We start from the raw sequence: 20,196 nt of genomic DNA on the forward strand, positions 1-20,196 counted from the left end.
TTACTTTTTGAGCTGTAGTAAATCCTGTGATTACACCGGATTTTTATTAAAAATAACTAGGATAGAACCCATGATCTTAAATCGTTATCTAAAAAAACTGCCTTTTTTAGAGGAAACATGGTTTCAATTTATTGTGTTTGTGTTACGACGTTTTGAAGCGGATCGCTGTCGGGAACAAGCAGGAGGTTTAACCTATACCACCCTGTTTGCAGTCGTGCCGATGCTGACGGTTTTTTTAGTGATTATCTCCTCGATTAAAGCACTCGAACCTGCCAGACAGCAGCTACAACAACTGATCTATAGTAACTTTCTACCAAAAAGCACCATCGCTTTTGACAAGGCCCTCAATGCCTTTACCGAAAAATCCAGTAACTTGACCATTATTGGTGTGCTGTTCCTATTTGTTACCACAGTGCTGATGCTAACCTCGATTGAAAATGTATTTAACCGAATTTGGCGGGTTAAGGAGACTCGAACAGGCTTGGTCGGTTTTATGCGTTACTGGACCATTATTTCATTGGGTCCGATTGTTTTGGGCAGTGCCTTTGTCCTGTCTTCGACCGTCGCATCAATCAATGTACTCAGTAATAACTTTGCGGGTTATCAACTCGATGGTTCTTTTATTCTGTGGTTGATTTCATTTTTATTAACGATTGTCGGTTTCTTTATTTTATATTGGACCATTCCCAATCGTATTGTTCCTGTTTTTTCTGCCTTCATTGCAGCTTGCTTTAGTGCCACCATCTTCGAAATTTTAAAGCGTTTTTTTGGTTGGGTGATGAGTAACTTTACCAGCTATGAAATCGTGTATGGTGCCTTTGCAGCGGTACCGATTTTTCTGCTATGGATTTATTTATCTTGGAACATTATCTTACTCGGGGTCGAAATCAGTTATGCACTCACCGCCTTCCATTCAGGTAAAGAACAAAAGCGACACCCGATATTAATGATGCTGGACATTCTGGAATTATTTTATAAAAAACAGCAAATCGGACAAAGTGTCAGCGAAAAAGAGCTGTTAAATATTATTGGTCGTGGTGAACTCGGTCGCTTACCGTCTTTTATCTTACAACTAGAAGCCCAAAACCTGATTATGCGTACGGACAAAGACGAATATGTGTTGGTTCGTAATCTGGCTCAGGTGGATTTTTGGAGTTTCTTCACCGCCCTGCCTTATCCACTCCCGTTACGTCCCGATGTTGAGCACATCCATCAGGATGATGAATGGATGGAGCGACTCGGCCCTTCCTTGGTTGAAAGTAATGATTATTTAGCAGCCAAGCTTTCCATTCCGCTTTCCACTCTGTTTGAACAGAAGTAAGCAAAAAGACCTCTTTCGAGGTCTTTTTTATTTCCTTAACCAGCCCTGTAAACTCACCACTACAATGCCAAGCAAGACCAATGCAGAACCAATCACAAAATTCAGTTCAATTTTTTCACCCAATAACCAGACACCAAAAGCCATCCCAAATAAGGGGGTCAAGAAGGAAAAGACGCCAAGGCGGGAAGCTAAATAATTTCGTAGCAACCAAAACCACGCCAAGAAACTGGCGAAAGAAACCACCAAGGTATGAAAGGCTAAACTGCCCATCACCAACGGGGTGAAATGAATCGTGGCCTGACCCAGAACCAGAGCCGCGCCAAACAACAACACAAAACTACCCGCCAATTGATAAAACAGCGTTTGTGTTACTGCAGCTTGCGCCAGTGAGGATAAACGTACGGTAATGGTGGTTGCAGCCCAAGCAATACTCCCTGCCAAAGCCAGTAAGTCACCCCATAACATCTGCCGATCCGCAATCGATCCGCCTGAATTAGTACGTAAAAACGTCACCACAATCCCTAAAAAGGCAATCCCAATGCCTGTCCATTGCAACAAACTGAGACGCTCTGAAGGAAGTTTCCAATGTAAGCCCAAGGCCACAAAAATCGGTGCGGTATACAGCAGTACCACAGCATGTGAAGCCGAAGTTAGCTGTAAAGCTTGTGCCAATAAAAAGAATTCCAAAGAAAATAAAAAGGCGACCAGTGCGCCCGCTTTTAAATTCTGGCGATTGAAAAGCTGACTGCTTTTATCCAGATACAATAAGGGCAATAACAGCACTGCAGCCAACCCTGAACGCAATGCAATTTGCATTAAGGGCGAAATATCAGGCGCTGCCATTTTTAAAATGACTTGTTGCAGTCCCCAAATCATACACAGTACGATCATCAGACCTGATGCGGTTGCATCTAATGCTTTACGCTCATCCATTGCGTGCTCCTGATTCTATGGCTTGAGCACCAATATAAGACTGTCGTATTTTCATGATATAGTGAAAATACGACAATAGATGCGTATTTTCAGGCAATTCTCATGTTATGAAAAAATCAGCACAACGGATTCAAGATTTTCAGGCCATCCCGACCTACAACGATATTCCTGCGCCCTTATGGCTTCAGATTCGGGATGCACCTGCAGAGACGTTTTACCCGAAACACGCGCATGCTTGGGGAGAATTTATCTATGCTTTTGACGGTGTTTTAGAGGTCAATATTGAGCAAATTCATTATTTAACTCCACCACCTTATGGGATTTGGCTGCCGCCACATTTACAACACAGCGGCATCAATCGTAACGAGGTCACGCATTGCACCTTGTACGTGCATGAATCACTCTGTCAAAACATGCCTCAACAAGCCGGTATCTTATTGTCTGCACCCTTGGTTTCTGCACTGCTCGAACATATTCGTAAGCATCCCTTTGCTGAACAGGATCCAGAATATTTACGCTTACTTCAAGTTTTGCTCGATTCACTGACCCATGCGGAGTTAGTCGGCAGTTATTTACCAACCACCGAGCATCCCGCGCTGGCGAAAATATTGACCCATTTACATGAGTTTCCTGCAGATAACAGTACCTTGCAGCAGCTGGCACAGATGATCAATATGACCGAACGTACCCTTGCCCGCTATAGTCAAAAAGAATTGGGGATGTCGTTACATGAATGGCGGCAACGTCTAAAAGTGATGAAAGCGATGTCGATGTTAAATCAGGGCAAGACCATTGAGACGATTGCTTTGGACTTAGGTTATGCCAGTTCCTCGGCTTTCATTTATATGTTTAAACGCTGGATGCATTTCACCCCAGACCAGTTTCGTAAGCTGTATCAAGGCAGTTAAATTGCTATCCTTCAGATATAAAAAATGGCGCTGCTCTTCAGAACAGCACCATCCTTTTATTTCAACTTAGGCTTTTACAAAAGTATTCCAGTCGTATTCGCCAGACTGCGTAATCAATTTCATGGTCAATTGATCATTGGCACGTAATGCCCCCACGCCTGCTGGTGTACCCGTCATAATCACATCACCGACTTCCAGACTAAACGATTTGTTAATTTCAACAAGTAGAGTCCCAATATCAAAGATCATATCTTTGGTAAAACCATGCTGACGGTCTACACCATTGATATTCAAAATCAGCTCTAGCTCTTGCAAGTCACCAATTTCGTCTGCTTCAATCCAGTCCGCCAAAATACAGGCACCATCAAAGGCTTTAGCACGCTCCCACGGTTCACCCTTGGATTTTAAATCGCCCTGTAAATCGCGCAGGGTCAAATCCAGACCTAAAGTGATTGCACCAATGGCTTCCAAGGCTTTGGCTGGATCGGTTTCTTGTGATAATGGATGTGCGATTTGCAAACAAATTTCGCATTCATAATGACACTCCCCTAAAGCCTGATTCCAGCTCACTCCTTGAGCTAAAGAACCGATACTGCTTGGCGGCTTGATAAAGAGCAAGGCACGGTCAGGAATGGCATTGCCCAGTTCCTTGGCATGTTCGGCATAATTTCGACCCACACACACAATTTTTGAAGGACGTGTACTCATGAAAACTCCTTGTTATTTCAACCGTCGATAAATTTACTTTTTAAAACTATTTTCAAATTTTGTTTGATCTGCTGAATCGCTAAATGCACGTTTAGGTACGATCACCACCGTGTGGCTTTTCAGCTCTAACATATAAGTCAACTTGCCAACCGCAAATGATTGGACTTCAGCATACTGTGCACTTTGTTTTTTGCCTGCGGCATACAGTTCAAAATGATCTTGATAAAGATCAATCCCCTGTTCACTTTTGCCAAACTGATAGCGTACAAATTGGCGCTTAAATAACATTGGCAATAACCAGTAGCGCATAACGGCTTGCATCACCAGAAAAAAAGCGCCCAGTGCAACGTAATAACGCCCAACACCAGAAAAACCTAAATAAATTCCCCACAAAATAATCGCAATACTGATCACTGGGGTTAAAAAGCGGCTAAAGGTTTTTTTGCCAAAAGTGACCAAAGCAAAACCATCTTGTGATTCTTCTAAATTCAAATAATAGCGCACCGATACACTTGGACGTTGTTCAGACATTTTTAATTTCTAACATTTGAAAAAAAACTGACCTATTAGAACATAAATGATTTAATGGGAAATCACATTTATCGCGATTTAATACAAAATTTAAATGTGATGTTTTCTCTCTTTTGGGCGCGCCCTTTTATATCAATTTAATTTTATAGATGAATTTAACAGTATGAAAATGATGAAGATGCAACAACAGTTCAAATCGTTACTGTTGATTTTAGGTGTTTTGATCACACTCAGTGCCTGTAGCCAACAATCCTTTCTCGAAAAGATTGTACCCCCCCAAGAAAAGGCTTTTGCTGAAGATATGTTTAATCAACTCAGCAACAAAAACTATGCCGCAGTTGAGAAATATCTCAGCCCAGAACTCCAGGATGAATCCACCCATAGCACCTTGATCCAAATGGCGAGCTTATTTCCGGATGAACCCGTCAAAAATATCAAGTTAATTGCAGCCAACAAAAGCTTATTTAAAGATGTCATCACTTATCAATTAAGCTTTGAATATGAATTTGCGGATCATTGGCTGATGAATAAAATCGTACTCAGTAAACAGGCAGATCAAATCCGTATTATTGGCATTCATGTTGAACCGATTGGGCATTCTGTCCAAGCCATGCATGGTTTTACATTTGCAGGAAAAAGTCTACTACATTATGTCGTGTTTATCCTTGCCATTGCGATTCCGCTGTTTTGTATATATGCCTTTATCCTATGCATCAGAACCCCCATGCAAAAACGGAAATGGGTGTGGTTAATTTTTATTTGCTTTGGCTTTATGCAATTTTCACTAAATTGGACCGATGGCAGTTACGCTTTTCAAATGCTGAGCTTCTTGGTCTTAGGTGCGGGTTACTTCCAGCAAACGGTCTATAGTCCAATTATCTTGCAAATTGCATTGCCACTTGGTGCCATCTTGTTTGTTTATCGCCGTAAAAGCTTAATGGCTGAACAATAAACTTTTCCCAGCCCCGCTCCAGACATCCACTTGAGCGGGTTTTACACAATACGACTATTTTTCATGCATAAAAAAAATTTTAATAAGCAGTATTGATCGCTCAAGTGAGAGGATCAAGTCATTGGATGAAATCACGGATAAAAATCAAAGGAATGTGATGGCTTATTTAAATCGTCTAATCTTGCCCTGTCTGTTATTGGGGCTCACACAAAGTTGTTTTGCACAAATCTTGCCTTGGAGCGACAATATTCCGAGTGCCTTACAGCCTTTTCAAAATAATCCACAACTGTTGGCCAGTTATACCCAAAACAACATTTTCATTTACGGGCATCCCGCGTCCAAAACAGCAGTTCCCACACTAAAAAGCAATCCTCAGCCCAACGTCAGTTTTAACTCGGCCGCGATTATTGTTCCCGTCAATGTGCAACAAGTGGCCAAAACACTGACCGATTTCAGCCACTATGTCGGATTATTCCCAACGCTCAAATCGGCGAAAGTCGTAGAACAGTCTAGTAACATTGTTCAAATGAAATATCGAGTCTCGATTCCAACCCCAATTCCCGTACTCAACTTCAATGAAGACGTCACCCTGCAACATCAGATCAAGCCGAATAGTATTGCCAGCTTGGTGATTGATGCACCGATTCCCTATGGCGTCGGTAAATTTGAATGGTTTGCACTGGACGAGAACCGCACCTTAATCACATTGACCCAATGGGGCGATTTGAATCAACCCAAGGGATTTATTTTTAAGAAAATTCTCAATGCCATTCCAGAGGTCAAACTCGGAATTCCAAGTAGTAGTAATGCATTTATTTTAGAATCCTTAAGAGCCCGCTTTATTCAATCCGACCTTAAGCCACTCAATGCAGGACAAATACCAAATCCGCAGTTGAATGCAGCTCAACTGAATAAAATCACACAATTGATTCAATCTGCTCAACAACCTGTCAGTATCCTGCATGCACCGACCAGTATGCTCTATACCCATGGCCGAGAATCCATGCGCTTTACCACCACCTATCAATTTTATAAACAACCGACCCAGCCCTTGCAGAAATGGCTAAGTCCATCGGCATATCAAGAACTGTTTCCTCGACAAATTAAAAAAGTGGTGACCACCCCCATCCAGAATCAGGCACAAGATGCAGATATTCAAGTCAATGTCGGTCTAGGTGTCATCAATATTCCCTTTGCCTTTAAGTTACGCTTTAACTATCCGCAAGCAGCTGAAAATAATTTTTATGCCAATGGTGGTGATTTGCGTTTTATTAAAGGAAAAATGCAGTTGAATTCACTTAATCAAGGAACCTTATTGAGCATGACCAGCGCGATGAAAATCGATGAGAAAGCCCCATTCTTATTAAGAGCCATGCGTAGTCTGCCTTATCATGATGTACTGCCTGCTGTAGGCGGCAATGTTGTATTTGTACAAAAAATCAAAGCAAAAACTTAAGACACAAAAAAACCGCAATTAAGCGGTTTTTTTTATTCAAATTGGTGCGCTCAGAGAGATTCGAACTCCCGACCCCTTAGTTCGTAGCCAAGTGCTCTATCCAGCTGAGCTATGAGCGCATATTTGATGGAGCGCATTATACGCATTTCCCCCCAAATGATAAGTCTTTTTTCACAAAATTGCACTTAACTGGCTATAGATTCAGCATTTCGCCACTATTTGAGCAAAACAGCGTCAACTCCTCATTGAAATGGGTGTAAATCTCGCGGTTATCGATACCTGACTTAAACGTTGATTGATTTCAGATGCCCAGTTCTCTCCAAGTGAATGATTACCCTTTAAATAACTCATATTTCAGCGATCTTATATTTCCATCGATTCTATAATTTGAATAAAGAATTAAAAAAAATCGCATTCCAAATTAGAACGATAAGCCAGTGATCACTAAGAAATACATCTCTTTGTTTTATCATGTTTTTATAGTCATTTAAAAATATGATACAAAGCACAATATTGACTTTAAATAAACAACCAATAAATACTTATAAATACATTATGAGACAGGAGTCACATAATTATTAAGCTTTAATAAAACAAAATTCCAATAATTATAGGTATATCGACATGTTATTTAAAAATATTTTATCACCAATTACGGGTATTCTTTCTCATTCGAGTAGTAATAGCCAAGCAGCAGTACCGACTGCTGTAAATACGGTATCAACCACAAACCATGTTGTGGTCGAGAGTACTAATATCACCAACAACAATAATGGCTCAAATAATGGTTTATTCAGTGCAATAACAGGAAATGGCAATCAAAATTATGGTGTCGGTGTTGGCAATGGCCAAGATCTTAACGTCCCTCTTCCTTTCACTACAGCTTTTCATGCATTAGGAAACTCTTTTCCTTGGCTTGGAGGTTCGTCACCCATTAGCTCAATCAATACGGCCACAACAACATCTTCGACTCACATCCAAGACAATGACAGCATCAACAATAGTAATACGGGTACTGCTGCAGGTAATGGTAGCAATGGCGGTTTATTAAGCGGTGTTGCCGCAGGCAATGGCGATCATAACTATGGGATTGGTAATGGCAATGGAGATGATGCAAATCTCACCACACCAGTTACGGTGCCTTTTGATGCTTTAGGTAACTCAATCGGTACATTGGGTGGTGGTGCTGTTTACTCTGTCAATAGCACACCAACCAGTTCAACTACCCTCATTCAAGATAATGACAGCACCAATAATAGCAATACAGGTACTGGAGCTGCTGGTAATGGCAATGCTGGTGGACTCCTCAATGGTGTTGCCGCAGGCAATGGAGAGCATAATTACGGAATTGGCAATGGTAACGGTGACGATGTCAATATCACTGTGCCATGGACCACGCCTGTTCAAGCGGCTGGCAATGCGATTACAGGCTTAGCTGGTGCTGATGTTAATTCTATAAATACAGCAGCAACGACATCGACTACACAGATTCAAGACAACGATACCGTTAACAACAGCAACAATGGCACTGCTGCAGCAGGAAATGGCAGTGATGGTGGATGGCTCAATGGGATTGGCTCAGGAAATGGTGAACAAAACTATGGCATAGGCAATGGCAACGGTGATGATGCCAGTATCACTACTCCTGTGACAGCCCCTTTCCAGGTACTGGGTAATTCGATTACAGGACTTGGTGGCGGTGATGTCAGTTCCGTCAATACTGCTCCAACCTCGACCTCCAATGTCATTCAAGATAATGACAGCACCAATAATAGTAACAATGGAACAGGCGTTGGAGGCGCGGGTAATGGCCTCGGTGGCTTACTGAATGGTGTTAGCGCAGGGAATGACGAACACAATTACGGAATTGGCAATGGCAACGGTGATGACGCCAGTGTCACGGTTCCCTGGACAACGCCAGTACATGTACTCGGTAACTCAGTTGCGGTTTTAGGCGGTGGCGATGTTAACTCCACCAATACTGCACCAACAACAACGTCAAATATTATTCAGGATAACGATACAACCAACAACAGTAATAATGGCACAGGTCTAGGTGGTGTTGGCAATGGTGTCGGAGGTTGGGGCAATGGCCCTGCTGCAGGTAACGGCGAACAAAACTACGGCATCGGCAATGGTAACGGTGATGATGTCGATGTTACTGTTCCATGGACGACGCCACTAAATGTACTCGGCAATTCAGTGGGTGGCAGCAACGATAACTCATCCCATAATGCTGCACCAACTACCACACTGAACCATGTGCAGGACAATGACAGCACAGATAACAGCAATAACGGTGCTGGCGCGGGAGGCGCAGGCAATGGTCTAGGTGGATTATTGAATGGGGTCAGTGCTGGCAATGGTGAACATAACTACGGCATCGGTAATGGCAACGGAGATGATGCCGACTGGACCTCACCTGTGGTCGCTCCTATCAATGCGATGGGCAACAATGTCTCTTGGTTTGGCAGCAACGATCCAACCCATACAGACAATACTTCAGTCAATAACGGATCAACCAATAGCACCAATATTGTCGAAGACAATGATCATATCGACCATAGTAATCATGGTACTGGAGTAGGCGGTGCAGGCAATGGCATTGGTGGTCTACTCAGTGGTATTGGTTCTGGTAATGGTGAACAAAACTACGGTATTGGCAATGGCAACGGTGATGATGTCGGTATAACCACACCCATCACGATGCCAGTCAATGGCTTAGGAAATGAATTCAACTTCTTGGGCGATGCCAACAACTCATCTCATAATAATGCTTCGACCACCACTACCAATATTGTGCGTGACAATGACAGTACGGACAATAGCAATAGCGGTACAGGTGTAGGCGGCAGCTCCGGTAATGGCATTGGCGGTCTGCTCAATGGCGTAGGGTCAGGCAACGGCGAACATAATTACGGCATTGGTAATGGCAACGGTGATGATGTCGGGGTTGTGATGCCAATTACAACGCCGCTCAGTGGTTTAGGTAACTCCTTCTCCGTATTTGGGGACTCAACCACAAGCTCAGTCAACAACTCATCGACCACAACCGTCAATCATTATGAAGATAATGACAGTACTGACAATAGTAATAGTGGCACAGGTCTACTCGGTGGTTCCGCAGGTAATGGCGTGGGTGGCTGGGCTAATGGTCCTGCTGCAGGTAATGGTGATCACAACTATGGGATTGGTAACGGCATCGGTAATGATTCCAGTGTGGTTGCACCGATTACTACCCCAATCAGTGGTTCAGGTAATGCCTTTTCAATTTTTGGGAATGCCACTTCAAATTCAGTCAATGATTCCTCAACCAAAACTACCAACATCTTCCAAGACAACGATAGTACCAATAATAGCAACAGCAGTACGGGCATCGGTGGCACAGCAGGTAATGGTGTCGGTGGTGGTTTATTAAATGGAGTCGCCTCAGGTAATGGTGAACACAATTATGGTATAGGTAATGGGATTGCGGATGATGCCAGTGTTGTTGCACCGATTACGACACCAATCAATGCATCCGGAAATGCCTTCTCCATCTTTGGCAATGCCACTTCAAATTCAGTCAACAATTCATCCACCACAACCAACAACTATGTTCAGGACAACGACTCCACAAACAATAGTAATAGCGGTGGCAATGGTACAGGTGGTGCTGGTGGAGGCCTCCTTGGTCTTGGTGGTTTACTCAATGGCGTAGGTGCCGGTAATGGTGAACACAATTATGGTATAGGCAATGGAATTGGTGACAATGCCAGTATAGTAGCGCCGATTGCAATTCCTATTAATTTATCTGGCAATGCAATTTCTTTATTTGGCAGCGCAACAGCAAACTCACACAACAATTCATCCACCACAACCAACAACTATGTTCAGGACAACGACTCCACAAACAATAGTAATAGCGGTGGCAATGGTACAGGTGGTGCTGGTGGAGGCCTCCTTGGTCTTGGTGGTTTACTCAATGGCGTAGGTGCCGGTAATGGTGAACACAATTATGGTATAGGCAATGGAATTGGTGACAATGCCAGTATAGTAGCGCCGATTGCAATTCCTATTAATTTATCTGGCAATGCAATTTCTTTATTTGGCAGCGCAACAGCAAACTCACACAATAATTCATCCACAACAACCAATAACTATGTCCAAGATAATGATGTCACGAACAATGCTAATGGCAACGGTGGCAATGGTTCTGGTGGCCTACTGGGTGGTATTGGTTCTGGTAATGGCGACCATAATTTCGGTATCGGCAATGGTAACGGCGACGATGCAAGCATCGTGACACCCATTACGATTCCGATTAACTTCTCAGGCAATGCCATCTCAGTGCTTGATTTAAGTGGTCTAAATGGTGAAGGTGAGTTCAATCCATTGAGTCCCGTCACCAATCTTATTCATATTGTGGCAGGTGATGGTGAAGGTGCAACTGGTTTACTCGGCACGGTAACAGGTATCGTTGGCGGTGTGACGGGTGGAATTGTTGGCGGTGATGGTGGTCCTCTGGGTGCAATCACGGGTATCATCGGCGGCATTACTGGTGGTATCGGTGGTGGTGAAGGTGGCCCTCTGGGTGCGATCACTGGCATCATCGGTGGTATCACAGGTGGTGACTTAGGCAATAACCCGATTACAGGTGTGATCCAAACAGGTATCGATGTGCTTCAGGGCGTTGAAAGCCTAAAAACAGATATTATCAATACAGGTATATCCACTGTAGGTGGTGCAATTAGCGGTGTTCTTCCAGGTGTTCATCCAATCACAGACCTCACTAACCTTGGTACCCTCACCTTTGAAACTTCTCGCGATACGGTAAACGGTACGCTTGAAGCAATTTCTGATTTAGCGGGTGCGGATATTGGTGGCGCTGCAGGTTCTCTCACAGGTGTAGTCGGCACATTAATTAACAATGGTTCAACCGCTTCGGGTCTGGTTCAGCATATTGCAGGCGACCTGACTGATGTGGGTGGACTTATCGGTGGTGTGACTGGCGGAATTGGCGGTGGTGAAGGTGGCCCTCTTGGCGCAATCACAGACATCATTGGCAGCATTACAGGTGGTATCAATGGAGATGGTATTCTTTCTGGTATTGCCCAACCGATCGACATGGTGATTGGCAGTGGCAGTTCAGCAATCAGTAATCTACAAGAGGGTCTCGTTGATCTCTCGAGTGGCAATCTTATGGAAGGTCTCAACAACCTTATCCATATTAACTATGACAATAATGGTAGCAGTAACAGTCTAGATAGTCTGCTTACCGTAATTACAGGCACACTTTCAACTTCTTCTGGCATTGCTGTTGGCGAACCAAATCCAAATGGGGGGAGCATTACCGATCTCATTTCAGTTTCTTCACCATTAACAAACCTAACCGATCACCTATTCGGCTCACTTCATCATTTTTAAAATATAGCGATACGAAGAAAAGCCACTGTAAGCAGTGGCTTTCCATTGACACTCATTCTTGAATGTAAATATCTTAAAGACATCAGAAAATAAGCTAAAGATTGATAAGTTTTTTTTAACAACATCCCCAAAACATGCTAAATACTACGACTTTAGATTTATGCTAATTTAAAAAAAATGAATTAAGAAAAAATTTAAAATATTGATCTTTATTAATTAAAAATGATTGGAAATATTTTTTTGCAAAGCAGTAACAAATCTTAAAACTTCCTTATTTCGATACCCGTTTCAGGCTTAAATATGGCTTTAATTACTTGATAAAACAAACTAAATGAACTAAAAAAACATCACCGTCCTATTTTAAATAAAATACAAATGTAAATTTAATTAAAATTAAAAAAAAATAAATGTATTAAAATTCAATATTTTAAACCCATATTTAACAATCTGTTTTTTGGCGCTTACAGATTGACAAAATAATTGCCAGATATAACACTAAATATGATTAATGTGACTTTAATCACAAAAAAATCATAGCCATTTAATAATTACTCAAAACAACACAACTTTAAAAATATAGGTATCGTTATGCTTTTCAAAAGTCTTTTATCACCCATTAAAAGTATTACTTCAAGTTTAGTTGATAGTAGTACCTCAACATCACCTGTTGGCGGTTCAATCCTCGCTCCTCTATCCTTATCTACAATTACAAATATCGTTTCAACAAATACCGTAACGCATACGGTCAGTAACCTTACAGGCGGAGCAGCCAGCAATCCAGTAAGCGCAATTACAGGTATTTTAGGAGGCGTAACAGGCAATGCCAGCCCTCTTTCAACAGTTACAAACATTCTTGGTGGAGTTACTGGCGGTGCAGGTGGAAGTCCACTTGGTGCAGTAACCAACATTATCGGGGGGATTACTGGTGGTACTGATGGCGGCCCGCTTGGGTCAGTAACTGGAATTATTGGTGGTATTACAGGGGGAACCCATGGTGGCCCTCTCGGCGCTGTAACAGGAATCATTGGTGGCATTACTGGTGGGGCTGAAGGTGGTCCTCTCGGTGCTGTAACAGGAATCATTGGTGGCATTACTGGCGGGGCTGAAGGCGGTCCTATCGGTGCTGTTACTGGCATTATTGGCGGCATTACTGGCGGGGCTGAAGGCGGTCCTCTCGGTGCTGTTACTGGCATTATCGGCGGCATTACTGGTGGGGCTGAAGGTGGTCCTCTCGGTGCTGTAACAGGAATCATTGGTGGCATTACTGGTGGAGATTTAGCGAATAATCCAGTCACTGGGGTGATTCAAAGCGGTATTGATGTGCTTCAAGGACTGGAGAGTTTAAAAACCGATATCATCAATACAGGAATTAATACTGTCGCAGACACGGTCATTAGTGCAGTGCATCAATCTGAACACCCAATTGGAGACCTAGCAAATCTGGGTACCCTCACTTTTGAAACCTCTCGCGATACGGTAAACGGTACATTAGAAACCGTCTCCCACCTTGCTGGTGCAGATATTGGCGGGGCAGTTGGTTCTGCAACAGGTGTCATTGGTACACTGGTGAATAATGGGTCTACGGCATCAAGTCTGGTTCAACATATTATCGGGGATGTCACCAACATTGGTAGCACGGGTCCTTTAGGTTCTATCACTGGCATCATCGGTGGCATTACTGGTGGAATTGGTGGTGGTGAAGGCGGTCCTCTGGGCGCAATCACTGGCATCATTGGTGGCATTACTGGCGGTATCGGTGGCGGTGAAGGTGGCCCTCTTGGTGCGATCACTGGCATCATCGGCGGAATTACTGGCGGTGAAGGCGGTCCTCTTGGCGCGATCACTGGCATCATCGGTGGGATTACAGGTGGTGACTTAGGCAATAACCCTGTTACAGGGGTCATCCAAACGGGTATCGATGTGCTTCAAGGCGTTGAAAGCCTAAAAACTGACATTATCAATACAGGTATATCCACTGTAGGCGGTGCAATCAGTGGTGTTCTTCCGGGTGTTCATCCAATCACAGACCTCACCAACCTTGGTACCCTCACCTTTGAAACTTCTCGCGATACGGTAAACGGTACGCTTGAAGCAATTTCTGATTTAGCAGGTGCGGATATTGGTGGTGCTGCAGGTTCTCTCACAGGTGTAGTTGGTACATTAATTAATAATGGTTCAACCGCTTCTGGTCTGGTTCAGCATATTGCAGGCGATCTCACTGATGTGGGTGGCCTTATCGGTGGCGTGACTGGTGGAATTGGTGGCGGCGAAGGCGGTCCTCTCGGTGCAATTACTGGCATCATTGGTGGCATTACTGGCGGTATCGGTGGCGGTGAAGGTGGTCCTCTGGGCGCAATCACTGGCATCATTGGTGGCATTACTGGCGGTATCGGTGGCGGTGAAGGTGGTCCTCTGGGCGCAATCACTGGCATCATTGGTGGCATTACTGGCGGAATTGGTGGCGGTGAAGGTGGTCCTCTTGGCGCAATCACCGGCATCATTGGTGGCATTACTGGCGGTATCGGTGGCGGTGAAGGTGGCCCTCTGGGTGCGATCACTGGCATCATTGGTGGCATTACTGGCGGTGACTTGGGCAATAACCCTGTCACAGGTGTGATCCAAACAGGTATCGATGTGCTTCAAGGCGTTGAAAGCCTGAAAACTGACATTATCAACACAGGCATCTCTACGGTAGGTGGTGCAATTAGCGGTGTTCTTCCGGGCGTTCATCCAGTCACAGATCTCACCAATTTAGGTACCCTCACCTTTGAAACTTCGCGCGATACGGTAAACGGTACACTGGAAGCAATTTCTGATTTAGCGGGTGCCGATATTGGTGGCGCTGCAGGTTCACTGACTGGTGTTGTTGGTACATTAATTAACAATGGTTCAACCGCTTCTGGTCTGGTTCAGCATATTGCAGGCGACCTGACTGATGTCGATGGCCTTATCGGTGGCGTGACTGGTGGAATTGGTGGTGGTGAAGGTGGTCCTCTGGGCGCAATCACAGGCATCATCGGTGGTATTACTGGCGGAATTGGTGGTGGTGAAGGTGGCCCTCTGGGTGCAATCACGGGCATCATTGGCGGCATTACTGGCGGTATCGGTGGCGGTGAAGGCGGTCCTCTTGGCGCAATCACTGGCATCATCGGTGGTATTACGGGCGGTGAAGGCGGTCCTCTGGGCGCAATCACGGGTATCATCGGTGGTATCACTGGTGGTGATCTTGGCAATAACCCTGTTACAGGTGTGATCCAAACAGGTATCGATGTGCTTCAGGGCGTTGAAAGCCTGAAAACTGATATTATCAACACAGGCATCTCTACGGTAGGTGGTGCAATTAGCGGTGTTCTTCCGGGCGTTCATCCAGTCACAGATCTCACCAATTTAGGTACCCTCACCTTTGAAACTTCTCGCGATACGGTAAACGGTACGTTAGAAGCTATTTCTGATTTAGCGGGTGCCGATATCGGTGGTGCTGCAGGATCTCTCACAGGTGTCGTCGGCACATTAATTAACAATGGTTCAACCGCTTCTGGTCTAGTTCAGCATATTGCAGGCGACCTGACTGATGTCGGTGGCCTTATCGGTGGTGTGACTGGTGGTATTGGTGGTGGTGAAGGTGGTCCTCTTGGCGCAATCACAGGCATCATCGGTGGCATCACTGGCGGTATTGGTGGTGGTGAAGGTGGCCCTCTTGGTGCGATCACTGGCATCATCGGCGGAATTACTGGCGGTGAAGGCGGTCCTCTTGGCGCGATCACTGGCATCATCGGTGGGATTACAGGTGGTGACTTAGGCAATAACCCTGTCACAGGTGTGATCCAAACAGGTATCGATGTACTTCAGGGCGTTGAAAGCCTGAAAACTGATATTATCAACACAGGCATCTCTACGGTAGGTGGTGCAATTAGCGGTGTTCTTCCGGGCGTTCATCCAGTCACAGATCTCACCAATTTAGGTACCCTCACCTTTGAAACTTCGCGCGATACGGTAAACGGTACGTTAGAAGCTATTTCTGATTTAGCAGGTGCGGATATCGGTGGTGCTGCAGGATCTCTCACAGGTGTAGTCGGCACATTAATTAACAATGGTTCAACCGCTTCTGGTCTGGTTCAGCATATTGCAGGCGATCTCACTGATGTTGGTGGCCTCATCGGCGGTGTGACTGGTGGAATTGGTGGCGGTGAAGGTGGCCCTCTTGGTGCAATCACTGGCATCATCGGTGGGATTACTGGCGGTATCGGTGGTGGTGAAGGCGGTCCTCTTGGCGCAATCACAGGTATCATCGGCGGTGTGACTGGTGGTATCGGTGGTGGTGAAGGTGGTCCTCTTGGCGCGATCACAGGCATCATTGGCGGCATTACTGGCGGTATCGGCGGTGGTGAAGGTGGTCCTTTAGGCTCAATCTCTGACATCCTCGGTGGCATTACTGGTGGAATTGGCGGTGGTGAAGGCGGTCCTCTTGGCGCAATCACTGGCATCATCGGTGGTATCACTGGCGGTATCGGCGGAGGTGAAGGTGGCCCTCTCGGTTCTATCACAGACATTATCGGTGGTATCACAGGTGGAATTGGTGGCGGTGAAGGTGGTCCTTTAGGCGCAGTTACTGGCATTATCGGTGGTATTACTGGCGGTATTGGTGGTGAAGGTGGTCTAAGTGTGATTACAGATATTCTTGGAACCATTAATAATGGTGCAAATAGCGGAGACGTTATCGCAGGAATTGCTCAACCGATTCAAACTGTCATTAGCAATGGCAACATTGCAATAGATACCCTACAAGGTCATGTCAGCACTCTATTCAGCGATGGTTCACTGGATAGCATCAATAACCTTATCAGCGTCAGTGTTGGCAACGGAGATTACAGCCTTCATGGCAGCATAGATGGAATTTTAGATGCATTGACTGGAACCGTCACTTCTGGCATCGCTGTTGGCGAACCAAATCCAAATGGCGGTTCTTTAACAGATCTTGTATCTCTACAAACGCCTCTTAACAACCTGACAGATCATCTATTTAGTTCCGTAAATCATTTCTAAATAAATCAACTCAAAAAGCCGCTGATATCAGCGGCTTTTTATTTTTAAAACATTTATGAGTGCTATTTTTGCAGTTAAATTTAGTACTTCTATTTTTCAACCCAACACATTATGTTTATAATTACGGCACAAAATGTTTATTAATTTAAAAATCAAAATTACTCAAAGCCATAGATTTTAATATTTATAAAATTATAAAAATACCAATCAAAATAATATAAAACAATTAAATACCAAAAACCATAAAAACCAAATAAAATTCCAAAGAACCTTTTAAATTAGGCTCGATTAATCACCCCTTAAACCTCAAGTAAAAAGAGAGTGGGATTAATTACACATAATTTTTAATTTGTTAGGATGACATCAATGAAAATTAATTTTTTTATCGCCAGTATGCTTTGCATGGCAACCAGTTCAGCATTTTCATCACCTAAATTCTATGGTGAGATTGATACCAGTATTGATTATATCCCCGAAAAAAATGCGAATTCTGCTGACCGTGATACCTGGAAAATGAATAGCAATAGTTCATTTCTTGGGATTAAAGGTGAGGAAAAATTAACCAGTCGTTTAAGTGCACTGTATTTAATCGAATGGGCATTTAATGCCGATGGAGATGGAACGGACTGGTCTCATCGAGATCGATATATTGGCTTAAAAGATGAAAAGTTTGGTACGTTAAAAGTGGGTAAAAATAATTCTCCTTTAAAAAAAATGTCGAGTGCTGTAGATAGTTTTAATAATTATATGCGCAACACTGCCGATGTGAGAGGCATTATGCCGGGTGAAAATCGGATCAATAATTCCGTGGTTTATGATTCACCCAAAATCACAGTCAGTGATGAAGCCAATCTTGCGTTCAGTGTTTTACTTGCGACAGGAGAGGCCCAAGGCATTGCCAGTAGTCAAGGAGGCGTTACTGTAGACGGCAATGGTTTAGGTGATGCATGGTCAACCTCCCTCACCTATACCAGTCCAATGTTTTTAGCTGGAATTGCCTACGACAAAGCGATTCCAAGCAACTTCCTAGGTCGTGGTTTCTTGAATGCTACTGATCCTCATATTGATATTAATCGTGTATTTGCTGCTGCAAATACGATTCGTCTAACAAGCCTAATTAAACCCATCGAAGGAATGGCATTAAAAGCATTGATACAAACATCAGAGGTTGAAGAAGCCAGCGGTAATCAAGCAGGTGCAGCCAATATTGATCAATCAATAGGTTGGCTCGTAGGTGCTGAGTATCGCTTGTCAAACGATTCGAAATGGAATGTAAAAGCCCAATATAGCCAGAATTCAACCCGTTTTAAAAATGACGATGCAAACTATGATGCTAAACAAATTATGACAGGAGTTGATTATCTATTTAACAAACAAGTCAAGGCATATGGCTACACAGCTTATGCAAGTTTCAAACAGGCAGATTTAGAAGATAAGCAACCTGTCATTGGGACTGGTTTAGAATTTAAATTTTAGAACAAAAAGATAATCCCTCCCAAAAGCCTAAAGCCCATTAACTTTAGGCTTTTTTACATCCATAAAAAATTATTTATCAAATAATGAGCACTAAAAACCTAAAATATCAAATACAGCGTCCTATATTGATAAATAAAAAATTAACACTTTTTAATTTAATCAATAAAAACAATATTTATTTCAAAAATAAATTATACGAAAAATTATATTAAAAAAAAGAATCTCTACAACCCAAGCGATAATGCTAACCTTTTTACGTACCTTTTAAAGCACTAAAAATAGAGAAGAGTGGAGTTTTAAATCTTCTTGTATTAACCCCAATAATCAAGCAATGACGCTTAGATAAAATATATGCATTGTGCATATTAAAACAATGATGAATGGAGACATATTAAACATGTTAAGAAGCGTTACCTTTACCAGCACCTTAATTATTTTAGGCTTAAGTCTTACAGCATGTACAAAGAATAAAACGGTCACTGGAGAACCCAAACGCCCTGAATGTATTGCACCTGCAAAACCTGGTGGTGGCTTTGATCTCACCTGCAAACTCACTCAAAATGCATTTAAAGAAACTGAGCTCTTAAGCTCCCCTATGCGTGTCACTTATATGCCGGGTGGTGTTGGGGCTGTTGCATACAATAAAATTGTTGCCAATGATCCTGCCAATAACAATGCCATCGTCGCTTTTTCAACGGGCTCACTCCTGAATCTAGCCCAAGGAAAATTCGGACAATACAACGAAAAAGATGTTCGCTGGTTAGCTGTAGTCGGAACTGATTATGGGGTCGTTGCCGTCAATGCAGAATCGCCTTATCAGAATTTGAATGACTTGGTCGCAGCCCTAAAGAAAAATCCAAAATCTGTCAGTTTTGGTGCTGGCGGTAGTGTCGGTGGTCAAGACTGGATGCAGACAGCGATGCTTGCCAAAGCAGCAGGCGTTAACCCTAAAGAGATGACCTATATTGCATTAGAAGGCGGTGGTGAAGCGGTAACCTCTGTTCTAGGTAATCATATCCAAGTGGTCAGTGCTGGAATTGCAGAAGTAATTCCACACGTCAAATCTGGAAAATTACGCGCATTGGCTGTATTCGCACCGGAACGCTTACCCAATGCACTGGCTGATATCCCGACCGCAAAAGAACAAGGCTATGACATCCAATGGCCAGTGGTGCGGGGTTACTATGTCGGCCCTAAAGTCAGTGATGAAGCCTATCAATGGTGGAAAACCGCTTTTGAAAAAATGATGGCCGACCCTAAATTTGCCAAATCCAGAGAGCAATTCGATTTACTCCCGCTCTCCATGACAGGTGAAGAACTCGATCAGTTTGTTATGCAGCAAACCAATCAATTACGTGTCTTATCTAAAGAATTCGATCTCATCACCCAATAATCCCAAAACAATAAAAGTATTTTGATCACGCATCTTCCGTGGCAACAAGATCGGATCGAAATACGCCTA

11 protein-coding genes and 1 tRNA gene are annotated in these 20,196 nt (G+C 43.6%); 8 read left to right on the top strand and 4 right to left on the bottom strand.

From position 1 onward, the window contains the following. The first annotated feature begins 70 nt into the window (after positions 1–70). Positions 71–1,321 carry a YihY family inner membrane protein gene (locus NDN13_RS11985; RefSeq protein ID WP_004804178.1) on the top strand — a complete coding sequence of 417 codons (1,251 nt, stop codon included), beginning with the start codon at positions 71–73 and terminating at the stop codon, positions 1,319–1,321. 27 nt (positions 1,322–1,348) lie between these two features. On the opposite strand, the gene NDN13_RS11990 is transcribed toward NDN13_RS11985, so the two are convergent. Next, entirely contained in the window at positions 1,349–2,254 is a 906-nt protein-coding gene (locus NDN13_RS11990) for a DMT family transporter (protein WP_251115622.1), read from the bottom strand. Positions 2,255–2,361: 107 nt separating this feature from the next. On the opposite strand from NDN13_RS11990, the gene NDN13_RS11995 reads away from it, so the two are divergent. Further along, positions 2,362–3,162, top strand: coding sequence for an AraC family transcriptional regulator (locus NDN13_RS11995; protein ID WP_251115623.1), 801 nt, complete (start codon positions 2,362–2,364; stop codon positions 3,160–3,162). Between the two features lie 66 nt (positions 3,163–3,228). On the opposite strand, the gene NDN13_RS12000 is transcribed toward NDN13_RS11995, so the two are convergent. Beyond that, positions 3,229–3,870: a fumarylacetoacetate hydrolase family protein gene (locus NDN13_RS12000; RefSeq protein WP_251115624.1), complete on the bottom strand. Its 642-nt coding sequence runs from the start codon at positions 3,868–3,870 to the stop codon at positions 3,229–3,231. Between the two features lie 33 nt (positions 3,871–3,903). Then, positions 3,904–4,401 carry a YcxB family protein gene (locus tag NDN13_RS12005; RefSeq protein ID WP_171550047.1) on the bottom strand — a complete coding sequence of 166 codons (498 nt, stop codon included), beginning with the start codon at positions 4,399–4,401 and terminating at the stop codon, positions 3,904–3,906. A 169-nt stretch (positions 4,402–4,570) separates the two neighbouring features. Between NDN13_RS12005 and NDN13_RS12010 the strand changes: the two genes are divergently transcribed. Both NDN13_RS12010 and NDN13_RS12015 read left to right on the top strand, forming a co-directional pair. Further along, positions 4,571–5,353 carry a hypothetical protein gene (locus NDN13_RS12010; RefSeq protein WP_251115625.1) on the top strand — a complete coding sequence of 261 codons (783 nt, stop codon included), beginning with the start codon at positions 4,571–4,573 and terminating at the stop codon, positions 5,351–5,353. A gap of 157 nt (positions 5,354–5,510) precedes the next feature. Beyond that, positions 5,511–6,809: an SRPBCC family protein gene (locus NDN13_RS12015; RefSeq protein ID WP_251115626.1), complete on the top strand. Its 1,299-nt coding sequence runs from the start codon at positions 5,511–5,513 to the stop codon at positions 6,807–6,809. A 42-nt stretch (positions 6,810–6,851) separates the two neighbouring features. Here NDN13_RS12015 and NDN13_RS12020 read toward each other — a convergent pair. After that, positions 6,852–6,928, bottom strand: a tRNA-Arg gene (locus NDN13_RS12020). Positions 6,929–7,433: 505 nt separating this feature from the next. Between NDN13_RS12020 and NDN13_RS12025 the strand changes: the two genes are divergently transcribed. The 4 genes from NDN13_RS12025 to NDN13_RS12040 all read left to right on the top strand — a co-directional run bounded on the left by NDN13_RS12025 (position 7,434) and on the right by NDN13_RS12040 (position 20,127). Then, the gene (locus NDN13_RS12025; protein ID WP_251115627.1) at positions 7,434–12,215 is read left to right on the top strand and encodes a beta strand repeat-containing protein; all 4,782 of its coding nucleotides are present in this window, start codon (positions 7,434–7,436) and stop codon (positions 12,213–12,215) included. A 588-nt stretch (positions 12,216–12,803) separates the two neighbouring features. After that, the gene (locus NDN13_RS12030; RefSeq protein WP_251115628.1) at positions 12,804–17,258 is read left to right on the top strand and encodes a beta strand repeat-containing protein; all 4,455 of its coding nucleotides are present in this window, start codon (positions 12,804–12,806) and stop codon (positions 17,256–17,258) included. A gap of 366 nt (positions 17,259–17,624) precedes the next feature. Then, positions 17,625–18,734, top strand: coding sequence for a porin (locus NDN13_RS12035; RefSeq protein WP_251115629.1), 1,110 nt, complete (start codon positions 17,625–17,627; stop codon positions 18,732–18,734). Between the two features lie 397 nt (positions 18,735–19,131). Continuing rightward, the gene (locus tag NDN13_RS12040) at positions 19,132–20,127 is read left to right on the top strand and encodes a tripartite tricarboxylate transporter substrate binding protein (protein WP_251115630.1); all 996 of its coding nucleotides are present in this window, start codon (positions 19,132–19,134) and stop codon (positions 20,125–20,127) included. The last annotated feature ends 69 nt before the right edge of the window (positions 20,128–20,196 follow it).

Source organism: Acinetobacter sp. C32I (assembly GCF_023702715.1).
Taxonomy (GTDB): domain Bacteria; phylum Pseudomonadota; class Gammaproteobacteria; order Pseudomonadales; family Moraxellaceae; genus Acinetobacter.

What these genes read in the sequence shown, in the direction of transcription:
- NDN13_RS11985 (WP_004804178.1), top strand. Translation starts at nt 71, where the DNA reads ATGATCTTAAATCGTTATCTAAAAAAACTGCCTTTTTTAGAGGAAACA.
- NDN13_RS11990 (WP_251115622.1), bottom strand. Translation starts at nt 2,254, where the DNA reads ATGGATGAGCGTAAAGCATTAGATGCAACCGCATCAGGTCTGATGATC.
- NDN13_RS11995 (WP_251115623.1), top strand. Translation starts at nt 2,362, where the DNA reads ATGAAAAAATCAGCACAACGGATTCAAGATTTTCAGGCCATCCCGACC.
- NDN13_RS12000 (WP_251115624.1), bottom strand. Translation starts at nt 3,870, where the DNA reads ATGAGTACACGTCCTTCAAAAATTGTGTGTGTGGGTCGAAATTATGCC.
- NDN13_RS12005 (WP_171550047.1), bottom strand. Translation starts at nt 4,401, where the DNA reads ATGTCTGAACAACGTCCAAGTGTATCGGTGCGCTATTATTTGAATTTA.
- NDN13_RS12010 (WP_251115625.1), top strand. Translation starts at nt 4,571, where the DNA reads ATGATGAAGATGCAACAACAGTTCAAATCGTTACTGTTGATTTTAGGT.
- NDN13_RS12015 (WP_251115626.1), top strand. Translation starts at nt 5,511, where the DNA reads ATGGCTTATTTAAATCGTCTAATCTTGCCCTGTCTGTTATTGGGGCTC.
- NDN13_RS12025 (WP_251115627.1), top strand. Translation starts at nt 7,434, where the DNA reads ATGTTATTTAAAAATATTTTATCACCAATTACGGGTATTCTTTCTCAT.
- NDN13_RS12030 (WP_251115628.1), top strand. Translation starts at nt 12,804, where the DNA reads ATGCTTTTCAAAAGTCTTTTATCACCCATTAAAAGTATTACTTCAAGT.
- NDN13_RS12035 (WP_251115629.1), top strand. Translation starts at nt 17,625, where the DNA reads ATGAAAATTAATTTTTTTATCGCCAGTATGCTTTGCATGGCAACCAGT.
- NDN13_RS12040 (WP_251115630.1), top strand. Translation starts at nt 19,132, where the DNA reads ATGTTAAGAAGCGTTACCTTTACCAGCACCTTAATTATTTTAGGCTTA.